Origin of the sequence: Micromonospora cremea, from assembly GCF_900143515.1 — a bacterium.
GTDB classification, from domain to species: domain Bacteria; phylum Actinomycetota; class Actinomycetes; order Mycobacteriales; family Micromonosporaceae; genus Micromonospora; species Micromonospora cremea.
Window position 1 is genome coordinate 1 of record NZ_FSQT01000002.1, and the last position, 14089, is coordinate 14089.

The 14089-nt window shown below is 69.4% G+C and carries 14 protein-coding genes and 3 pseudogenes; 7 read left to right on the top strand and 10 right to left on the bottom strand.

Annotation, left to right across the window (positions count from 1 at the left end):
- The 6 genes and pseudogenes from BUS84_RS13370 to BUS84_RS13390 all read left to right on the top strand — a co-directional run.
- A pseudogene (locus BUS84_RS13370) lies at positions 1–766 on the top strand (MurR/RpiR family transcriptional regulator); the annotation flags it as partial.
- Positions 763–1508: pseudogene (locus tag BUS84_RS13375) on the top strand (sugar isomerase domain-containing protein). The pseudogenes BUS84_RS13370 and BUS84_RS13375, both read left to right, overlap by 4 nt.
- A gap of 26 nt (positions 1509–1534) precedes the next feature.
- Positions 1535–1831, top strand: a complete 297-nt coding sequence (locus tag BUS84_RS40905) for a hypothetical protein (RefSeq protein ID WP_342198024.1) — start codon at positions 1535–1537, stop codon at positions 1829–1831.
- Positions 1828–2985 carry an N-acetylglucosamine/diacetylchitobiose ABC transporter substrate-binding protein gene (ngcE, locus tag BUS84_RS13380; RefSeq protein WP_342198026.1) on the top strand — a complete coding sequence of 386 codons (1158 nt, stop codon included), beginning with the start codon at positions 1828–1830 and terminating at the stop codon, positions 2983–2985. The genes BUS84_RS40905 and ngcE (BUS84_RS13380) overlap by 4 nt, the downstream gene beginning before the upstream one ends.
- Before the next feature lie 16 nt (positions 2986–3001).
- Complete coding sequence (locus BUS84_RS13385) at positions 3002–3910, top strand: carbohydrate ABC transporter permease (RefSeq protein WP_074307675.1); 909 nt, start codon at positions 3002–3004, stop codon at positions 3908–3910.
- Positions 3911–4049: 139 nt separating this feature from the next.
- Positions 4050–4550, top strand: a complete 501-nt coding sequence (locus BUS84_RS13390) for a carbohydrate ABC transporter permease (RefSeq protein ID WP_074312630.1) — start codon at positions 4050–4052, stop codon at positions 4548–4550.
- A gap of 426 nt (positions 4551–4976) precedes the next feature.
- Here the strand turns inward: BUS84_RS13390 and BUS84_RS13395 are convergent, their stop codons facing one another.
- The 5 genes and pseudogenes from BUS84_RS13395 to BUS84_RS13415 form a co-directional block, all read right to left on the bottom strand.
- Positions 4977–5585 (bottom strand): carbohydrate ABC transporter permease, encoded by a 609-nt coding sequence (locus BUS84_RS13395; protein WP_074312632.1) that lies wholly within the window; start codon positions 5583–5585, stop codon positions 4977–4979.
- A pseudogene (locus BUS84_RS13400) lies at positions 5585–6491 on the bottom strand (carbohydrate ABC transporter permease). Before BUS84_RS13400 ends, BUS84_RS13395 begins: the two are co-directional and overlap by 1 nt.
- 16 nt (positions 6492–6507) lie before the next feature.
- Complete coding sequence (ngcE, locus tag BUS84_RS13405) at positions 6508–7959, bottom strand: N-acetylglucosamine/diacetylchitobiose ABC transporter substrate-binding protein (protein WP_074307673.1); 1452 nt, start codon at positions 7957–7959, stop codon at positions 6508–6510.
- Positions 7960–7985: 26 nt separating this feature from the next.
- Positions 7986–8735 carry a sugar isomerase domain-containing protein gene (locus BUS84_RS13410; protein WP_074307667.1) on the bottom strand — a complete coding sequence of 250 codons (750 nt, stop codon included), beginning with the start codon at positions 8733–8735 and terminating at the stop codon, positions 7986–7988.
- Positions 8732–9694, bottom strand: a complete 963-nt coding sequence (locus BUS84_RS13415; protein ID WP_074307666.1) for a MurR/RpiR family transcriptional regulator — start codon at positions 9692–9694, stop codon at positions 8732–8734. Before BUS84_RS13415 ends, BUS84_RS13410 begins: the two co-directional genes overlap by 4 nt.
- A 205-nt stretch (positions 9695–9899) precedes the next feature.
- Here BUS84_RS13415 and BUS84_RS13420 point away from each other — a divergent pair, with 205 nt between their 5' ends.
- On the top strand, positions 9900–10889 hold the full coding sequence (locus BUS84_RS13420) for an N-acetylglucosamine kinase (RefSeq protein WP_074307664.1): 990 nt from the start codon (positions 9900–9902) through the stop codon (positions 10887–10889).
- Between the two features lie 205 nt (positions 10890–11094).
- On the opposite strand, the gene BUS84_RS13425 is transcribed toward BUS84_RS13420, so the two are convergent.
- Genes BUS84_RS13425 through BUS84_RS13445 form a run of 5 tightly spaced genes read right to left on the bottom strand, consistent with a single transcriptional unit; the run spans position 11095 to position 14075 of the window.
- Positions 11095–11523 (bottom strand): SRPBCC family protein, encoded by a 429-nt coding sequence (locus BUS84_RS13425; RefSeq protein WP_074307663.1) that lies wholly within the window; start codon positions 11521–11523, stop codon positions 11095–11097.
- A complete protein-coding gene (locus tag BUS84_RS13430) occupies positions 11516–11836 on the bottom strand; it encodes an ArsR/SmtB family transcription factor (protein ID WP_074307661.1) in 321 nt (106 codons plus the stop codon). Before BUS84_RS13430 ends, BUS84_RS13425 begins: the two co-directional genes overlap by 8 nt.
- On the bottom strand, positions 11829–12206 hold the full coding sequence (locus BUS84_RS13435; RefSeq protein WP_074307660.1) for a glyoxalase superfamily protein: 378 nt from the start codon (positions 12204–12206) through the stop codon (positions 11829–11831). The genes BUS84_RS13430 and BUS84_RS13435 overlap by 8 nt, the downstream gene beginning before the upstream one ends.
- Positions 12207–12264: 58 nt before the next feature.
- On the bottom strand, positions 12265–13170 hold the full coding sequence (locus tag BUS84_RS13440; RefSeq protein WP_074312634.1) for a carbohydrate ABC transporter permease: 906 nt from the start codon (positions 13168–13170) through the stop codon (positions 12265–12267).
- Entirely contained in the window at positions 13167–14075 is a 909-nt protein-coding gene (locus BUS84_RS13445; protein ID WP_074312636.1) for a carbohydrate ABC transporter permease, read from the bottom strand. The genes BUS84_RS13440 and BUS84_RS13445 overlap by 4 nt, the downstream gene beginning before the upstream one ends.
- Between the last annotated feature and the right edge of the window lie 14 nt (positions 14076–14089).

The following is a 14089-nucleotide window of genomic DNA, read 5'->3' on the forward strand; positions in this document are numbered from 1 at the left end:
CATAGTGGAGCTGGCCGAGCGCAGCGGGACGTCCCCGGCGACCATCACCCGTTTCTGCCGGGCGATGGGCTTCGAGGGCTACGCCGACCTGCGGCTGGGCATCGCCTCCGAGACCGGCCGGGCACGCTCGGCCGGCTGGACCGTCGACATCGGTCGGGAGATCCAGCCCAGCGACCCGCTGGCCCGGGTGCTCGACCAGATCATGGCCGCCGACACCCGGGCCATGCACGACACCGCCGCGCTGCTCGACCTCGCCGAGGTGGAGCGGGCCGCGGTGGCGATCGCCGGTGCCAGCAGGGTGAACATCTTCGGCGCCAGCGGCAGCGCGCTGGTCGGCGAGGAGATGCAGTTCAGCCTGCACCGCATCGGGTGGCCGCGTGGGCCTGGAACGACGTGCACGAGGGGCTGGCCAGCGCCGCGCTGCTGCGTACCGGAGACGTGGCGCTGGGCATCTCGCACACCGGCCAGACCCGGGAGACGATCGAGATGCTCGCCGAGGCGGGCAGCCGGGGCGCCACCACGATCGCCCTCACCGGCTTCCCCCGCTCACCTTTGGCCGAGCTGGCCGACATCGTGCTGCTCACCGCCAGCCAGGCGACCACCTTCCGGCCGGACGCGCTCTCTGCCCGCCACCCCCAGCTGGTGGTGCTCGACCTGCTCTACATCGCCGTCGCCCAGCGCACCCACGACCGCGCCCCACGCGGCCTTCCGGCGTACCGCGCAGGCCGTCGACGGGCACAAGGCCGCGAAGGGAGCCCTCGCATGATCAGCGCCCAGGGGTACGCGGACGCGGTCCGCCCGGTGCTCGACCGGCTGCTCGACACCGAGGCCGACGGCATCACCCGGGCCGCCGACCTGATCGCCGGAGCCTGCGCGCCGGCGGTGTGCTCCAGGCGTTCGGCGCCGGGCACTCCGAGGCGTTCGCCGCCGAACTGGTCGCCCGGGCCGGCGGGTTGGTCCCCACCAACCGGCTTTCGGTGCGTGACCTGGTGGTGCACGGCGACGCCCCGCCGGACGTGCTCGCCGACCCCAAGCTGGAACGCGACCCCTCCATCGCCCACCAGATCTACGCGCTCGCGGCGCCCCAGCCGCGCGACGTGTTCGTGTGGCGTCCCAATCCGGCATCAACGGCTCGGTGGTCGAGCTGGCGGCGCTGGTCACCGAGCGCGGTCATCCGTTGATCGCGGTCACCTCGGTCGAGCACACTGCACGGGTCGCCCCGCGGCACCCGTCCGGTCGACGGCTCGCCGACCTCGCCGACGTCGTGCTGGACAACGGCGCGCCGTACGGTGATGCACTGCTGCCGCTCGAGGCGGCGGCGCGGTCTGTGCGGTCTCCTCGGTCACCACTGCGCTGCTGGCGCAGCTGCTGACCGCGGAGGTCGTACGACGGTTCCATCAGGCCGGAGAGGTGCCCCCTATCTACCTCTCGGCCAACGTCCCCGCGGGGACGAGCACAACATCGCCCTCGAGTCGCGGTACGCCGGGCGTCTCCGGCGCACCGCCTGACCCGAATTCCACAAGGAGAGACGACGATGTCGATTACCCCCGAGCACCCGGCCGAACTCGACCGCCGCACGGTGCTGCGTCGCGCCGCCGCCGTGGGCATGCTCGCCACGCCGGCCATCGGCCTGCTCAGCGCCTGCGCCACCAGCAGCGGTGACGAGAAGAACGAGCAGGTCTCCGGCGGCACGAAGAGCGCGGCCAACCCGCTGGGCGCCAAGGAGGACGCCCCGATCGAGGTGGTCATCTTCAACGGCGGTTACGGCGAGAAGTACGCCACCGACGTGCACGAGCCGCTCTACAAGAAGGCGTTCCCAAGTCCGAGGTGAAGCACCAGGCGACCCAGGCGGTCTCCACGGTGCTGCAGCCGCGGTTCGCCGGCGGCAACCCGCCGGAGTTCGTCAACAACTCGGGCGAGAAGTTCCTCGACTTCGGTGCGCTCGTCAACGACGGCCAGCTGCAGGACCTCACCGAGCTGTGGGACGCGCCTTCGGTCGACGACCCGAGCAAGAAGGTCCGCGACACCGTCATCCCGGGCGTTGTCGAGCAGGGCATGTTCAACACCGCCGACGGGGGGCGCAAGCCGTTCGTCCTGTACTACGTCTCGACGGTCTACGGGATCTGGTACTCGGGCAAGCTCTTCAAGGACAACGGTTGGACCGCGCCCACCAACTGGGAGCAGTTCAAGGCGCTCTGCGAGCAGATCAAGGCCAAGGGCATCACCCCGTACGGCTACGCCGGGGCGAACGCGGCCTACTACCAGTGGAACGTGATCCTCACCCAGGCCGCGAAGATCGGCGGCACCGACGTTCTGAAGAACATCGACAACCTGGAGGACGGCGCCTGGAAGCAGGACGCTGTCAAGCAGGCCGCGGAGGCGTGGGCCGAGATCGGCGCGAAGTACTCGGACAAGAGCTTCGAGGGGCTCAAGCACACCGACGTGCAGCTGCGGCAGAACCAGGGCAAGGTCGCCTTCTACCCGTCCGGCGACTGGCTGGAGAACGAGCAGAAGAAGGACACGCCGGCGGGCTTCACCTACCAGCTCATGCCGGTGCCCAGCCTCACGGCGTCGGACAAGCTGCCGGCGGCCGCTATCCGGGCGGCCGGTGGCGAGGGATACTTCGTCTCGTCCAAGAGCAAGAACCCGCGTGGTGGCATGGAGTACATGCGCCAGATGCTCTCCAAGGCGGGCGCCCGGGGCTTCACCGAGACCGTCGGTGCGGCCACGGTCGTGCCGGCCGGCAGCGAGGGCTTCCAGTTCCCGCCGGGTGTGGCCAGCGCTCAGGCCGCGCTGAAGGCAGCCGGCAAGGACGTGTTCAACATGCTCTTCGACAACTGGTACAAGGAGCTCGACACGGAGGCGCGGACCGCCACCAACGAGCTGATGTTCGGTCGGATCAAGGCGGACGCGTTCGTGGAGCGGATCCAGAAGCGCGCCGACGCGATCAAGAAGGATTCCTCCGTCACCAAGTTCAAGCGCTGATCGGAGCGTAGGGGTCATGCGGCACGGCAAGTATCCGTTCGTGATCGGGTTCCTGTTCGCCCCGGTCACGCTGTACGTGGTCTTCGTCATCGCGCCGTACGCGCAGGCGTTCCAGATCTCGATGACCAACTGGCGGGGGCTGTCGGCCCCGCAGTGGGTGGGCTTCGACAACTACCGGAGGCTGTTCGACGACGGCAGCTTCTGGAAGGCGGTCCAGCACCACGGCGTACTGCTGCTTGCCCTGCCGCTGATCACCATCGCCATCGCCCTGTTCTTCTCGTTCCTGCTCAACGTGGGCGGCAAGAGCAGCGGCGGGCAACGCCAGGGGGTCTGGGGGGCGAAGTTCTACCGGGTGGTGTTCTTCTTCCCCCAGGTCCTGGCGGTGGCCATCATCGCGGTGCTGTTCCAGATGGTCTACCGGCCCAACGAGTCCGGTCTGATCAACGGCGTGCTGATGAAGCTCGGCTTCGATCCGGTGCTCTTCCTGATCCGGCCGAACCTGGCCCTCTGGTCGATCATCGCGGTGCTGGTCTGGCAGGCGGTCGGCTTCTACGTGGTGCTCTTCTCGGCGGGGATGGCCTCCATCCCGGGTGAGATCTACGAGGCCGCCGAGATGGACGGGGCGACCAAGGTGACGCTCTTCTTCCGGGTCACCCTGCCGCTGCTCTGGGACACCCTCCAGGTCGCCTGGGTCTACCTGGGCATCGCGGCGTTCGACGCGTTCGCCATCGTCGCGGTGCTCTCGGTGGACGGTGGCGGCCCGGACGGCGCCACGACGGTCCTGGCCATGGAGATCTACCGCAACGCCTTCGTCTACTCGAAGTACGGCTACGCCTCCGCGATGGGTGTGGCGCTCTTCTTCCTGACCCTCACGTTCGCGGCGCTGACGCTGCGGCTCACCAAGCGGGAAAGCGTGGAGTACTGATGACGCAGTCGACGCTGCCGCCGACGCCGGCGGCGCTACCGCCGAAGACCGGCGACCCGGGTGCCTCCGGCGGGCGGGGCGGAAGAGCCCCCACTCGGAGGCGCGGCTCTTCGCCGGCCTGGGGCACATCGCGCTCGCCGTGTGGGCGGTGATCGTGATCGTGCCGATCCTCTGGACCTTCCTCGCCGCGTTCAAGAACACCACCGAGATCTTCAGCAGCCCGTGGACGCTCCCCGCGGAGCTGCGCTGGGAGAACTTCAGCCGGGCCTGGACCACCGCGCACGTCGGCCGGTACTTCATCAACAGCGTCATCGTGGTCGGATGCAGCACCTTCGGCACCATGCTGCTCGGCTCGATGGCGGCGTACGTGCTGGCCCGATACAAGTTCTGGGGCAACCGGGCGATCTACTACCTCTTCGTCTCCGGACTGGCCTTCCCGGTCTTCCTGGCCCTGGTGCCGCTCTTCTTCGTGGTGAAGAACCTGGGCCTGCTGGACACCCACACCGGGGTGGTGCTGTCTACATCGCGTACTCGCTCGTTCACGATCTTCTTCCTGCGCGTTCTCAAGACGCTGCCGTCGTCGGTGGCGAGGCGGGTTGATCGACGGCTGTGGCACACCCGCTGTTCTTCCAGGTCATGATGCCGATGGCGAAGCGGCCTGATCAGCGTCGCGATCTTCAACATCATCGGTCAGTGGGCGCAGTACCAACTTCCCCTGGTGCTGCTCAGCAACGCGAAGGACAAGTGGTGCTCACCCAGGGCATCGCGGACATCTCAGTGAACGCGGCTACGAGGCGGACTGGTCGGGCTGTTCGCTGGTGACCGATGATCTCCGAGATCATCGTGTACGCGGCGAACCAGCCGACCAGTCCGCTCGTACCGCGTTCACTGAGATGTCCGCGATGCCTGGGTGAGCACCCACTTGTCTTCGCGTTGCTGAGCAGCACCAGGGGAAGTTGGTACTGCGCCCACTGACCGATGATGTTGAAGATCGGACGCTGATCAGGCCCGGCTTCGCCATCGGCATCATGACTGGAAGAACAGCCGGTGTGCCCACAGCCGTCGATCAACCCGCCTCGGCCACCGACGACGGCAGCGTCTTGAAGAACGCGGCCAGGAAGAAGATCGTGAACGGCAGCGAGTACGCGATGTAGACCAGCACCACCCCGGTGTGGGTGTCCAGCAGGCCCAGGTTCTTCACCACGAAGAAGAGCGGCACCAGGGCCAGGAAGACCGGGAAGGCCAGTCCGGAGACGAAGAGGTAGTAGATCGCCCGGTTGCCCCAGAACTTGTATCGGGCCAGCACGTACGCCGCCATCGAGCCGAGCAGCATGGTGCCGAAGGTGCTGCATCCGACCACGATGACGCTGTTGATGAAGTACCGGCCGACGTGCGCGGTGGTCCAGGCCCGGCTGAAGTTCTCCCAGCGCAGCTCCGCGGGGAGCGTCCACGGGCTGCTGAAGATCTCGGTGGTGTTCTTGAACGCGGCGAGGAAGGTCCAGAGGATCGGCACGATCACGATCACCGCCCACACGGCGAGCGCGATGTGCCCCAGGCCGGCGAAGAGCCGCGCCTCCGAGTGGGGGCTCTTCCGCCCCCGCCCGCCGGAGGCACCCGGGTCGCCGGTCTTCGGCGGTAGCGCCGCCGGCGTCGGCGGCAGCGTCGACTGCGTCATCAGTACTCCACGCTTTCCCGCTTGGTGAGCCGCAGCGTCAGCGCCGCGAACGTGAGGGTCAGGAAGAAGAGCGCCACACCCATCGCGGAGGCGTAGCCGTACTTCGAGTAGACGAAGGCGTTGCGGTAGATCTCCATGGCCAGGACCGTCGTGGCGCCGTCCGGGCCGCCACCGTCCACCGAGAGCACCGCGACGATGGCGAACGCGTCGAACGCCGCGATGCCCAGGTAGACCCAGGCGACCTGGAGGTGTCCCAGAGCAGCGGCAGGGTGACCCGGAAGAAGAGCGTCACCTTGGTCGCCCCGTCCATCTCGGCGGCCTCGTAGATCTCACCCGGGATGGAGGCCATCCCCGCCGAGAAGAGCACCACGTAGAAGCCGACCGCCTGCCAGACCAGCACCGCGATGATCGACCAGAGGGCCAGGTTCGGCCGGATCAGGAAGAGCACCGGATCGAAGCCGAGCTTCATCAGCACGCCGTTGATCAGACCGGACTCGTTGGGCCGGTAGACCATCTGGAACAGCACCGCGATGATGGCCACCGCCAGGACCTGGGGAAGAAGAACACCACCCGGTAGAACTTCGCCCCCCAGACCCCCTGGCGTTGCCCGCCGCTGCTCTTGCCGCCCACGTTGAGCAGGAACGAGAAGAACAGGGCGATGGCGATGGTGATCAGCGGCAGGGCAAGCAGCAGTACGCCGTGGTGCTGGACCGCCTTCCAGAAGCTGCCGTCGTCGAACAGCCTCCGGTAGTTGTCGAAGCCCACCCACTGCGGGGCCGACAGCCCCCGCCAGTTGGTCATCGAGATCTGGAACGCCTGCGCGTACGGCGCGATGACGAAGACCACGTACAGCGTGACCGGGGCGAACAGGAACCCGATCACGAACGGATACTTGCCGTGCCGCATGACCCCTACGCTCCGATCAGCGCTTGAACTTGGTGACGGAGGAATCCTTCTTGATCGCGTCGGCGCGCTTCTGGATCCGCTCCACGAACGCGTCCGCCTTGATCCGACCGAACATCAGCTCGTTGGTGGCGGTCCGCGCCTCCGTGTCGAGCTCCTTGTACCAGTTGTCGAAGAGCATGTTGAACACGTCCTTGCCGGCTGCCTTCAGCGCGGCCTGAGCGCTGGCCACACCCGGCGGGAACTGGAAGCCCTCGCTGCCGGCCGGCACGACCGTGGCCGCACCGACGGTCTCGGTGAAGCCCCGGGCGCCCGCCTTGGAGAGCATCTGGCGCATGTACTCCATGCCACCACGCGGGTTCTTGCTCTTGGACGAGACGAAGTATCCCTCGCCACCGGCCGCCCGGATAGCGGCCGCCGGCAGCTTGTCCGACGCCGTGAGGCTGGGCACCGGCATGAGCTGGTAGGTGAAGCCCGCCGGCGTGTCCTTCTTCTGCTCGTTCTCCAGCCAGTCGCCGGACGGGTAGAAGGCGACCTTGCCCTGGTTCTGCCGCAGCTGCACGTCGGTGTGCTTGAGCCCCTCGAAGCTCTTGTCCGAGTACTTCGCGCCGATCTCGGCCCACGCCTCCGCGGCCTGCTTGACAGCGTCCTGCTTCCAGGCGCCGTCCTCCAGGTTGTCGATGTTCTTCAGAACGTCGGTGCCGCCGATCTTCGCGGCCTGGGTGAGGATCACGTTCCACTGGTAGTAGGCCGCGTTCGCCCCGGCGTAGCCGTACGGGGTGATGCCCTTGGCCTTGATCTGCTCGCAGAGCGCCTTGAACTGCTCCCAGTTGGTGGGCGCGGTCCAACCGTTGTCCTTGAAGAGCTTGCCCGAGTACCAGATCCCGTAGACCGTCGAGACGTAGTACAGGACGAACGGCTTGCGCCCCCCGTCGGCGGTGTTGAACATGCCCTGCTCGACAACGCCCGGGATGACGGTGTCGCGGACCTTCTTGCTCGGGTCGTCGACCGAAGGCGCGTCCCACAGCTCGGTGAGGTCCTGCAGCTGGCCGTCGTTGACGAGCGCACCGAAGTCGAGGAACTTCTCGCCCGAGTTGTTGACGAACTCCGGCGGGTTGCCGCCGGCGAACCGCGGCTGCAGCACCGTGGAGACCGCCTGGGTCGCCTGGTGCTTCACCTCGGACTTGGGGAACGCCTTCTTGTAGAGCGGCTCGTGCACGTCGGTGGCGTACTTCTCGCCGTAACCGCCGTTGAAGATGACCACCTCGATCGGGGCGTCCTCCTTGGCGCCCAGCGGGTTGGCCGCGCTCTTCGTGCCGCCGGAGACCTGCTCGTTCTTCTCGTCACCGCTGCTGGTGGCGCAGGCGCTGAGCAGGCCGATGGCCGGCGTGGCGAGCATGCCCACGGCGGCGGCGCGACGCAGCACCGTGCGGCGGTCGAGTTCGGCCGGGTGCTCGGGGGTAATCGACATCGTCGTCTCTCCTTGTGGAATTCGGGTCAGGCGGTGCGCCGGAGACGCCCGGCGTACCGCGACTCGAGGGCGATGTTGTGCTCGTCCCCGCCGGGGACGTTGGCCGAGAGGTAGATAGGGGGCACCTCTCCGGCCTGATGGAACCGTCGTACGACCTCCGCGGTCAGCAGCTGCGCCAGCAGCGCAGTGGTGACCGAGGAGACCGCACAGACCGCGCCGCCGCCCTCGAGCGGCAGCAGTGCATCACCGTACGGCGCGCCGTTGTCCAGCACGACGTCGGCGAGGTCGGCGAGCCGTCGACCGGACGGGTGCCGCGGGGCGACCCGTGCAGTGTGCTCGACCGAGGTGACCGCGATCAACGGATGACCGCGCTCGGTGACCAGCGCCGCCAGCTCGACCACCGAGCCGTTGATGCCGGATTGGGACGCCACCACGAACACGTCGCGCGGCTGGGGCGCCGCGAGCGCGTAGATCTGGTGGGCGATGGAGGGGTCGCGTTCCAGCTTGGGGTCGGCGAGCACGTCCGGCGGGGCGTCGCCGTGCACCACCAGGTCACGCACCGAAAGCCGGTTGGTGGGGACCAACCCGCCGGCCCGGGCGACCAGTTCGGCGGCGAACGCCTCGGAGTGCCCGGCGCCGAACGCCTGGAGCACACCGCCGGCGCGCAGGCTCCCGGCGATCAGGTCGGCGGCCCGGGTGATGCCGTCGGCCTCGGTGTCGAGCAGCCGGTCGAGCACCGGGCGGACCGCGTCCGCGTACCCCTGGGCGCTGATCATGCGAGGGCTCCCTTCGCGGCCTTGTGCCCGTCGACGGCCTGCGCGGTACGCCGGAAGGCCGCGTGGGCGCGGTCGTGGGTGCGCTGGGCGACGGCGATGTAGAGCAGGTCGAGCACCACCAGCTGGGGGTGGCGGGCAGAGAGCGCGTCCGGCCGGAAGGTGGTCGCCTGGCTGGCGGTGAGCAGCACGATGTCGGCCAGCTCGGCCAAAGGTGAGCGGGGGAAGCCGGTGAGGGCGATCGTGGTGGCGCCCCGGCTGCCCGCCTCGGCGAGCATCTCGATCGTCTCCCGGGTCTGGCCGGTGTGCGAGATGCCCAGCGCCACGTCTCCGGTACGCAGCAGCGCGGCGCTGGCCAGCCCCTCGTGCACGTCGTTCCAGGCCCACGCGGCCACCCCGATGCGGTGCAGGCTGAACTGCATCTCCTCGCCGACCAGCGCGCTGCCGCTGGCGCCGAAGATGTTCACCCTGCTGGCACCGGCGATCGCCACCGCGGCCCGCTCCACCTCGGCGAGGTCGAGCAGCGCGGCGGTGTCGTGCATGGCCCGGGTGTCGGCGGCCATGATCTGGTCGAGCACCCGGGCCAGCGGGTCGCTGGGCTGGATCTCCCGACCGATGTCGACGGTCCAGCCGGCCGAGCGTGCCCGGCCGGTCTCGGAGGCGATGCCCAGCCGCAGGTCGGCGTAGCCCTCGAAGCCCATCGCCCGGCAGAAACGGGTGATGGTCGCCGGGGACGTCCCGCTGCGCTCGGCCAGCTCCACTATGGTGGATCGGGCGGCGGCCTCCGGGTCGCTCAGCACGTGCTCGGCGACCCGGCGCAGCGCACCGGTCAGCTCACCGAGCCCGTTGCGGACCCGGGCCAGCACCCCGTCGGAGGCGGACCCGAGCGCGCCCCGCCGGTCGAACGCGTCGGCGTCGACCACCGCGGTCCCCGCGGAGGTGTCCACCTCGTGATCAACCATGCGACGCCTGACCTTTCCGAAAAGCTTGTTAACTGTTAGTGGTAAAATTTCTTACTGAACGCCCCTCCATGTCAAGACTGTGGGCGAAGTTTTCAAACTGTTACCTGGCGCACAGCCCGCCGCGCCGGCCACATCTTGCTCCGCGCGACGGCGCCGCCCAGCATGAACAGGCCCGATCGCCGCGCAGCGCAAGGAGGCCGTGCCGATGTCCGACACCGTCGTGGTTGGTCTCGACGTCGGGGGTACGTCCACCCGGGCGACCGCCCTGACCCTCACCGGCGAGCGCCTCGGCACCGGCCGTGCCGGCGGTGGCAACCCCACCAGCCACGGCGCCGAACGGGCCGCCGCAGAACTGCTGAGGGCCCTGCGCGGTGCGCTCGCCAACGTCGACCCGACCCGGGTGGCGGCCGGCACCATCGGGCTGGCCGGGGCGGCCCGGCTGCTCGCCGACCCGGCCGGCCGGGCCGCCTTCGACCGGGCCTGGCGGGACGCCGGGCTGCGCTGCCCGTACGCCGTGCACGGCGACGCCCTGGTGGCCTACGCCTCCGGCACCGCCGCCCCGGACGGCACGGTGCTCATCGCCGGCACCGGGGCGATCACGGCGCAGGTCCGCGACCTGCGGCTGGACCGGGTCGCCGACGGACACGGCTGGCTGCTCGGCGACGCCGGGTCCGGCTTCTGGCTGGGCCGCGAGTCGGTCCGCCGGCTGCTCGCCGACCTGGACGCCGGCCGCACCCCCGGTGCGCTGGCCACGGCGGTGCTCACCGAACTGATGGGCAGCGCCGAGATCGCCGCCCGCCCACGGGACACCGTGGACGCCACGATCCAGACGGTGACCCGCCGCCCCCCGATCGAGCTGGCCCGGCTGGCGCCGCTGGTCGTCACCGCCGCTGCCGACGGCGAACCGGTCGCCACCGCGCTGGTCGCCGAGGCCGCCGCGCACCTGGTCGACAGCGTGGGCCGGATCCGCCCGGCCGGGGCGGTCACACCGGTCGTGCTCGGCGGCGGGCTGCTCACCGGGGACACCCCGCTGGCCGCCGCCGTCCGGGCCGAGGTCGGCCGGCACTGGCCGGCCGCGCCGCTGCGTACCGCCGGCGACGGGGCCGCCGCCGCGGCCTGGCTCGCCGCCCGCGAACTGCCCGAGGTCACCGACCCGACGGCCCTGCACGCCCGCCTCTTCCCCACCACGCCCTGACCCCGCCCTTCACCGCGCCCCCTTCACCGCGCCCCCGCCGCGGCACCCGCCGCCGCGAGGCGCCGCTGGCGCCGCGCATGATCGCGCTCGAACCAGGATGTATGCCCCTCCCGCCGCAAGGAGGGGACTCTTTCCAGGATCGAGCACGATCATGGGGTTGCAAGACGCGACGCCGTGGCAGCGCGCGGCGCGAAGGCGCGGTGCGCTAGGACTCGATGGCGCCGAGGACCCTGGTCAGGCGGCGCCAGACGTGCGAGCGCCAGCCGCCGTCGAGCAGGGCATAGGTGCGCTGTTGGAGCGGGTCGTCCGGGTCGAAGCCGGAGTGTTCCAGGAAGAGCCGGGTGCCCCGGCCCTCGGCGGCGAGGGTCCAGGTCACCACCGTGTCCAGCGATCCGCCCCGCCAGGACCAGCGCAGCAGGCGTTGCGGGTCCAGGTCGAGCACCTCGCAGCGCACGATGCCGTCGAATCCGGGGCGCGGGTCGGTGCGGAAGGTGAACCGGTGGCCGACGACCGGCACGAAGTCGGTCTGCATCAGCCAGCGCGCGATGAGATCAGGATCGGTCAGCGCCCGCCAGACCTTTGCTGGCGGGTGGGGCAGGAACTGATCCACCCGGATGGTGCCGCGCTCACTCATCGTCGAGCTCGTCCAGGACGTCGCGCAGCGCACCGAGTCGACCGCGCCAGTACGCCTCGTACGGGCTGAGCCAGTCGGCGACCTCGCGCAACGGCTCCGGCCGCAGTGCGTACAGCCGCTGCCGGCCGACCGGCCGCTCGACCACGAGGCCGGCCTCCTTGAGCACCTTGAGGTGCTCGGACAGGCTCGGCCGACGCATGTCGAAGTGGTCCGCGAGTCGCTGCACCGGCTGCTGGCCGCCGTCGCGCAGTAGCCGCAGCAGCTCGCGGCGGGTCGGGTTAGCCAGCGCCGCGAAGACGTCCGACTCAGACACGGGTCGCCTGGAGGACGATGCCGTTGCCGTCCGGGTCGTCGAAGGTGGCGTACCGGCCCCAGGGGGCGGACCGGATGCCCCCGTCGGCGAAGTCCACCCCTCGTTCCCGGAGTCGGGCGACGTCCGCGTCCAGGTCGTCGGTCTCCAGCACCAGGCCCTTGAGCGACCCGGGCGCCATGGTCGGGAACCAGGTGACCAGGGTGAGGGCGGTGGCGGCGCCGGGGGGCGCGACCTGCACCCAGCGCCCGCCGTCGGGGCCCATCGGGTTGTCCCAGATCAGGTCGAACCCGAGAACGTCGACGTAGAAGTCGCGGGCCCGGTCCTGGTCGGCGACCGGTACGGAGACGAGTTGCACGTGGGTCACGGTCATGCCGACCACAATAGGTAGGAGATTTCCTACCGGTCAAGCCGGACCAGAACGGCGCGACCTACTTGAGCTGGCCCGCGGTCAGCCCGGTCTGCACCTGCCGCTGGAAGCCCACGTACACGGCCAGCACCGGCAGCACGGCGATGCTCAGCCCGGCGAAGAGCCGGGCGTAGTCGCCGGCGTAGCCCTGGCTGACCGAGAGGGCGAACAGCCCCTGGGCGAGCACCCACTTGGACTCGTCGCCCTGCATCAACACCTGCGGTAACAGGAACTGGTTCCAGTGGCTGAGGAAGTTGAAGATCGCCACACTGATCAGTCCCGGACGCGCCATCGGCAGCATCACCCGAAAGAACAGCCGGAAGTGACCGCAGCCGTCGACCATCGCGGCCTCGGCCACCGAGGTCGGCAGGGTCCGGAAGAACGCGGTCAGGAAGAACACCGTGAATGGCAGCGAGTAGGCCGAGTACACCAGGATCAACCCGGTCCAGGTGCCGAAGAGGCCGGCGTTGCGGACCACGAAGAAGAGCGGCACCAGGGCGAGGAACACCGGGAACATCAGGCCGCCGACGAAGAGGTAGTAGGCGAACTGCCGGCCGCGGAACTCGTACCGGGCGAAGACGTAGGCGGCGGTGGATCCCATCAGCATGGTGAGGCTGACCGAGCCGGCCACCACGACCATGCTGTTGAGGAAGTACCGCCCGATGTGCGCGCCGGTCCAGGCCCGCTCCCAGTTGTCCCAGTGCAGCGCCCCGGGCAGCCCCCACGGGTCGGCCAGGATCTCGCCGTTGGTCTTGAACGAGCTGATGAACATCCACAGCAGCGGCAGAACGGTGAGCAGGCCCCAGAGCAGCAGGAAACCGTGCGAGAAGACGTTGGCCACGCCGAGTTCCCGGCGCAGGGGGCGGTCCCGACCGGCGACCGGCGTCGGTGAGGTGGCGGCGGGGGCGGGCTTGTCCAGTGTGGTCACGAGAACTCGATCCGTTCGCGCCGGCCGACCCGCAGCGACAGCACCGCCACCGAGAGGGTCAGGAAGAACATCACCACGCCGATGGCCGAGGCATAGCCGAATTTGGTCTCGCTGCCGAAGGCGGTGTCGTACATCCGTACGCCGATCACGTCCGTGGAGAAGTTCGGCCCGCCGTTGGTCATCAGCTGCACGAGGATGAACCCGTCCAGGGCGAAGATGGCCAGGTAGACCCAGGCGACCTGGACGGTGTCCCAGAGCAGCGGCAGCGTGACCCGGCGCAGCGTGGTGAACCGGGACGCGCCGTCGAGCAGCACCGCCTCGTAGATCTCCTTCGGCACCGCCGACATCGCCGCGCCGAACAGCACCACGTAGAAACCGACGTTGCTCCAGACCATCACCGCCAGCACACACCAGAAGGCGGTCGCCGGGTCGCCGAGCCAGGTCGGCGCGGGTAGGCCGAGGGCGTGCAGGGCGCTGGTGAGCAGGCCCTGGTTCGGGTGGTAGACCTCCTTCCAGAGCAGCGCGATGATCACCACGGAGAGCACCTGCGGGAAGAAGTACACCGTGCGGTAGAGCGCGCCGCCGCGTACCCCGGTCACCCCGGCGCGGCCCTTGCGCCCGCCCATGGCGAGCATGGTGGCGAAGAAGAGCCCGAGCACGATGGTCAGCACGGGCACCAGGGCCAGCAGGACCGCGTTGTTCTGCAACGCGTTCCAGACGTACCCGTCGTGCCACAGGGCCTTGAAGTTCGCCAGGCCCACCGAGTTGGCGTCGGCCGAGTAGCCGAGCCAGTCGGTGGTGGAGATCTGGAACGCCTGCAGGTACGGCGACACGACGAAGACGACGTACAGCAGCACCGGCGGCACCAGGAAGGTGACGATCAGCGGCCACTTGCCATGTCTCACGATGAGGACCTACT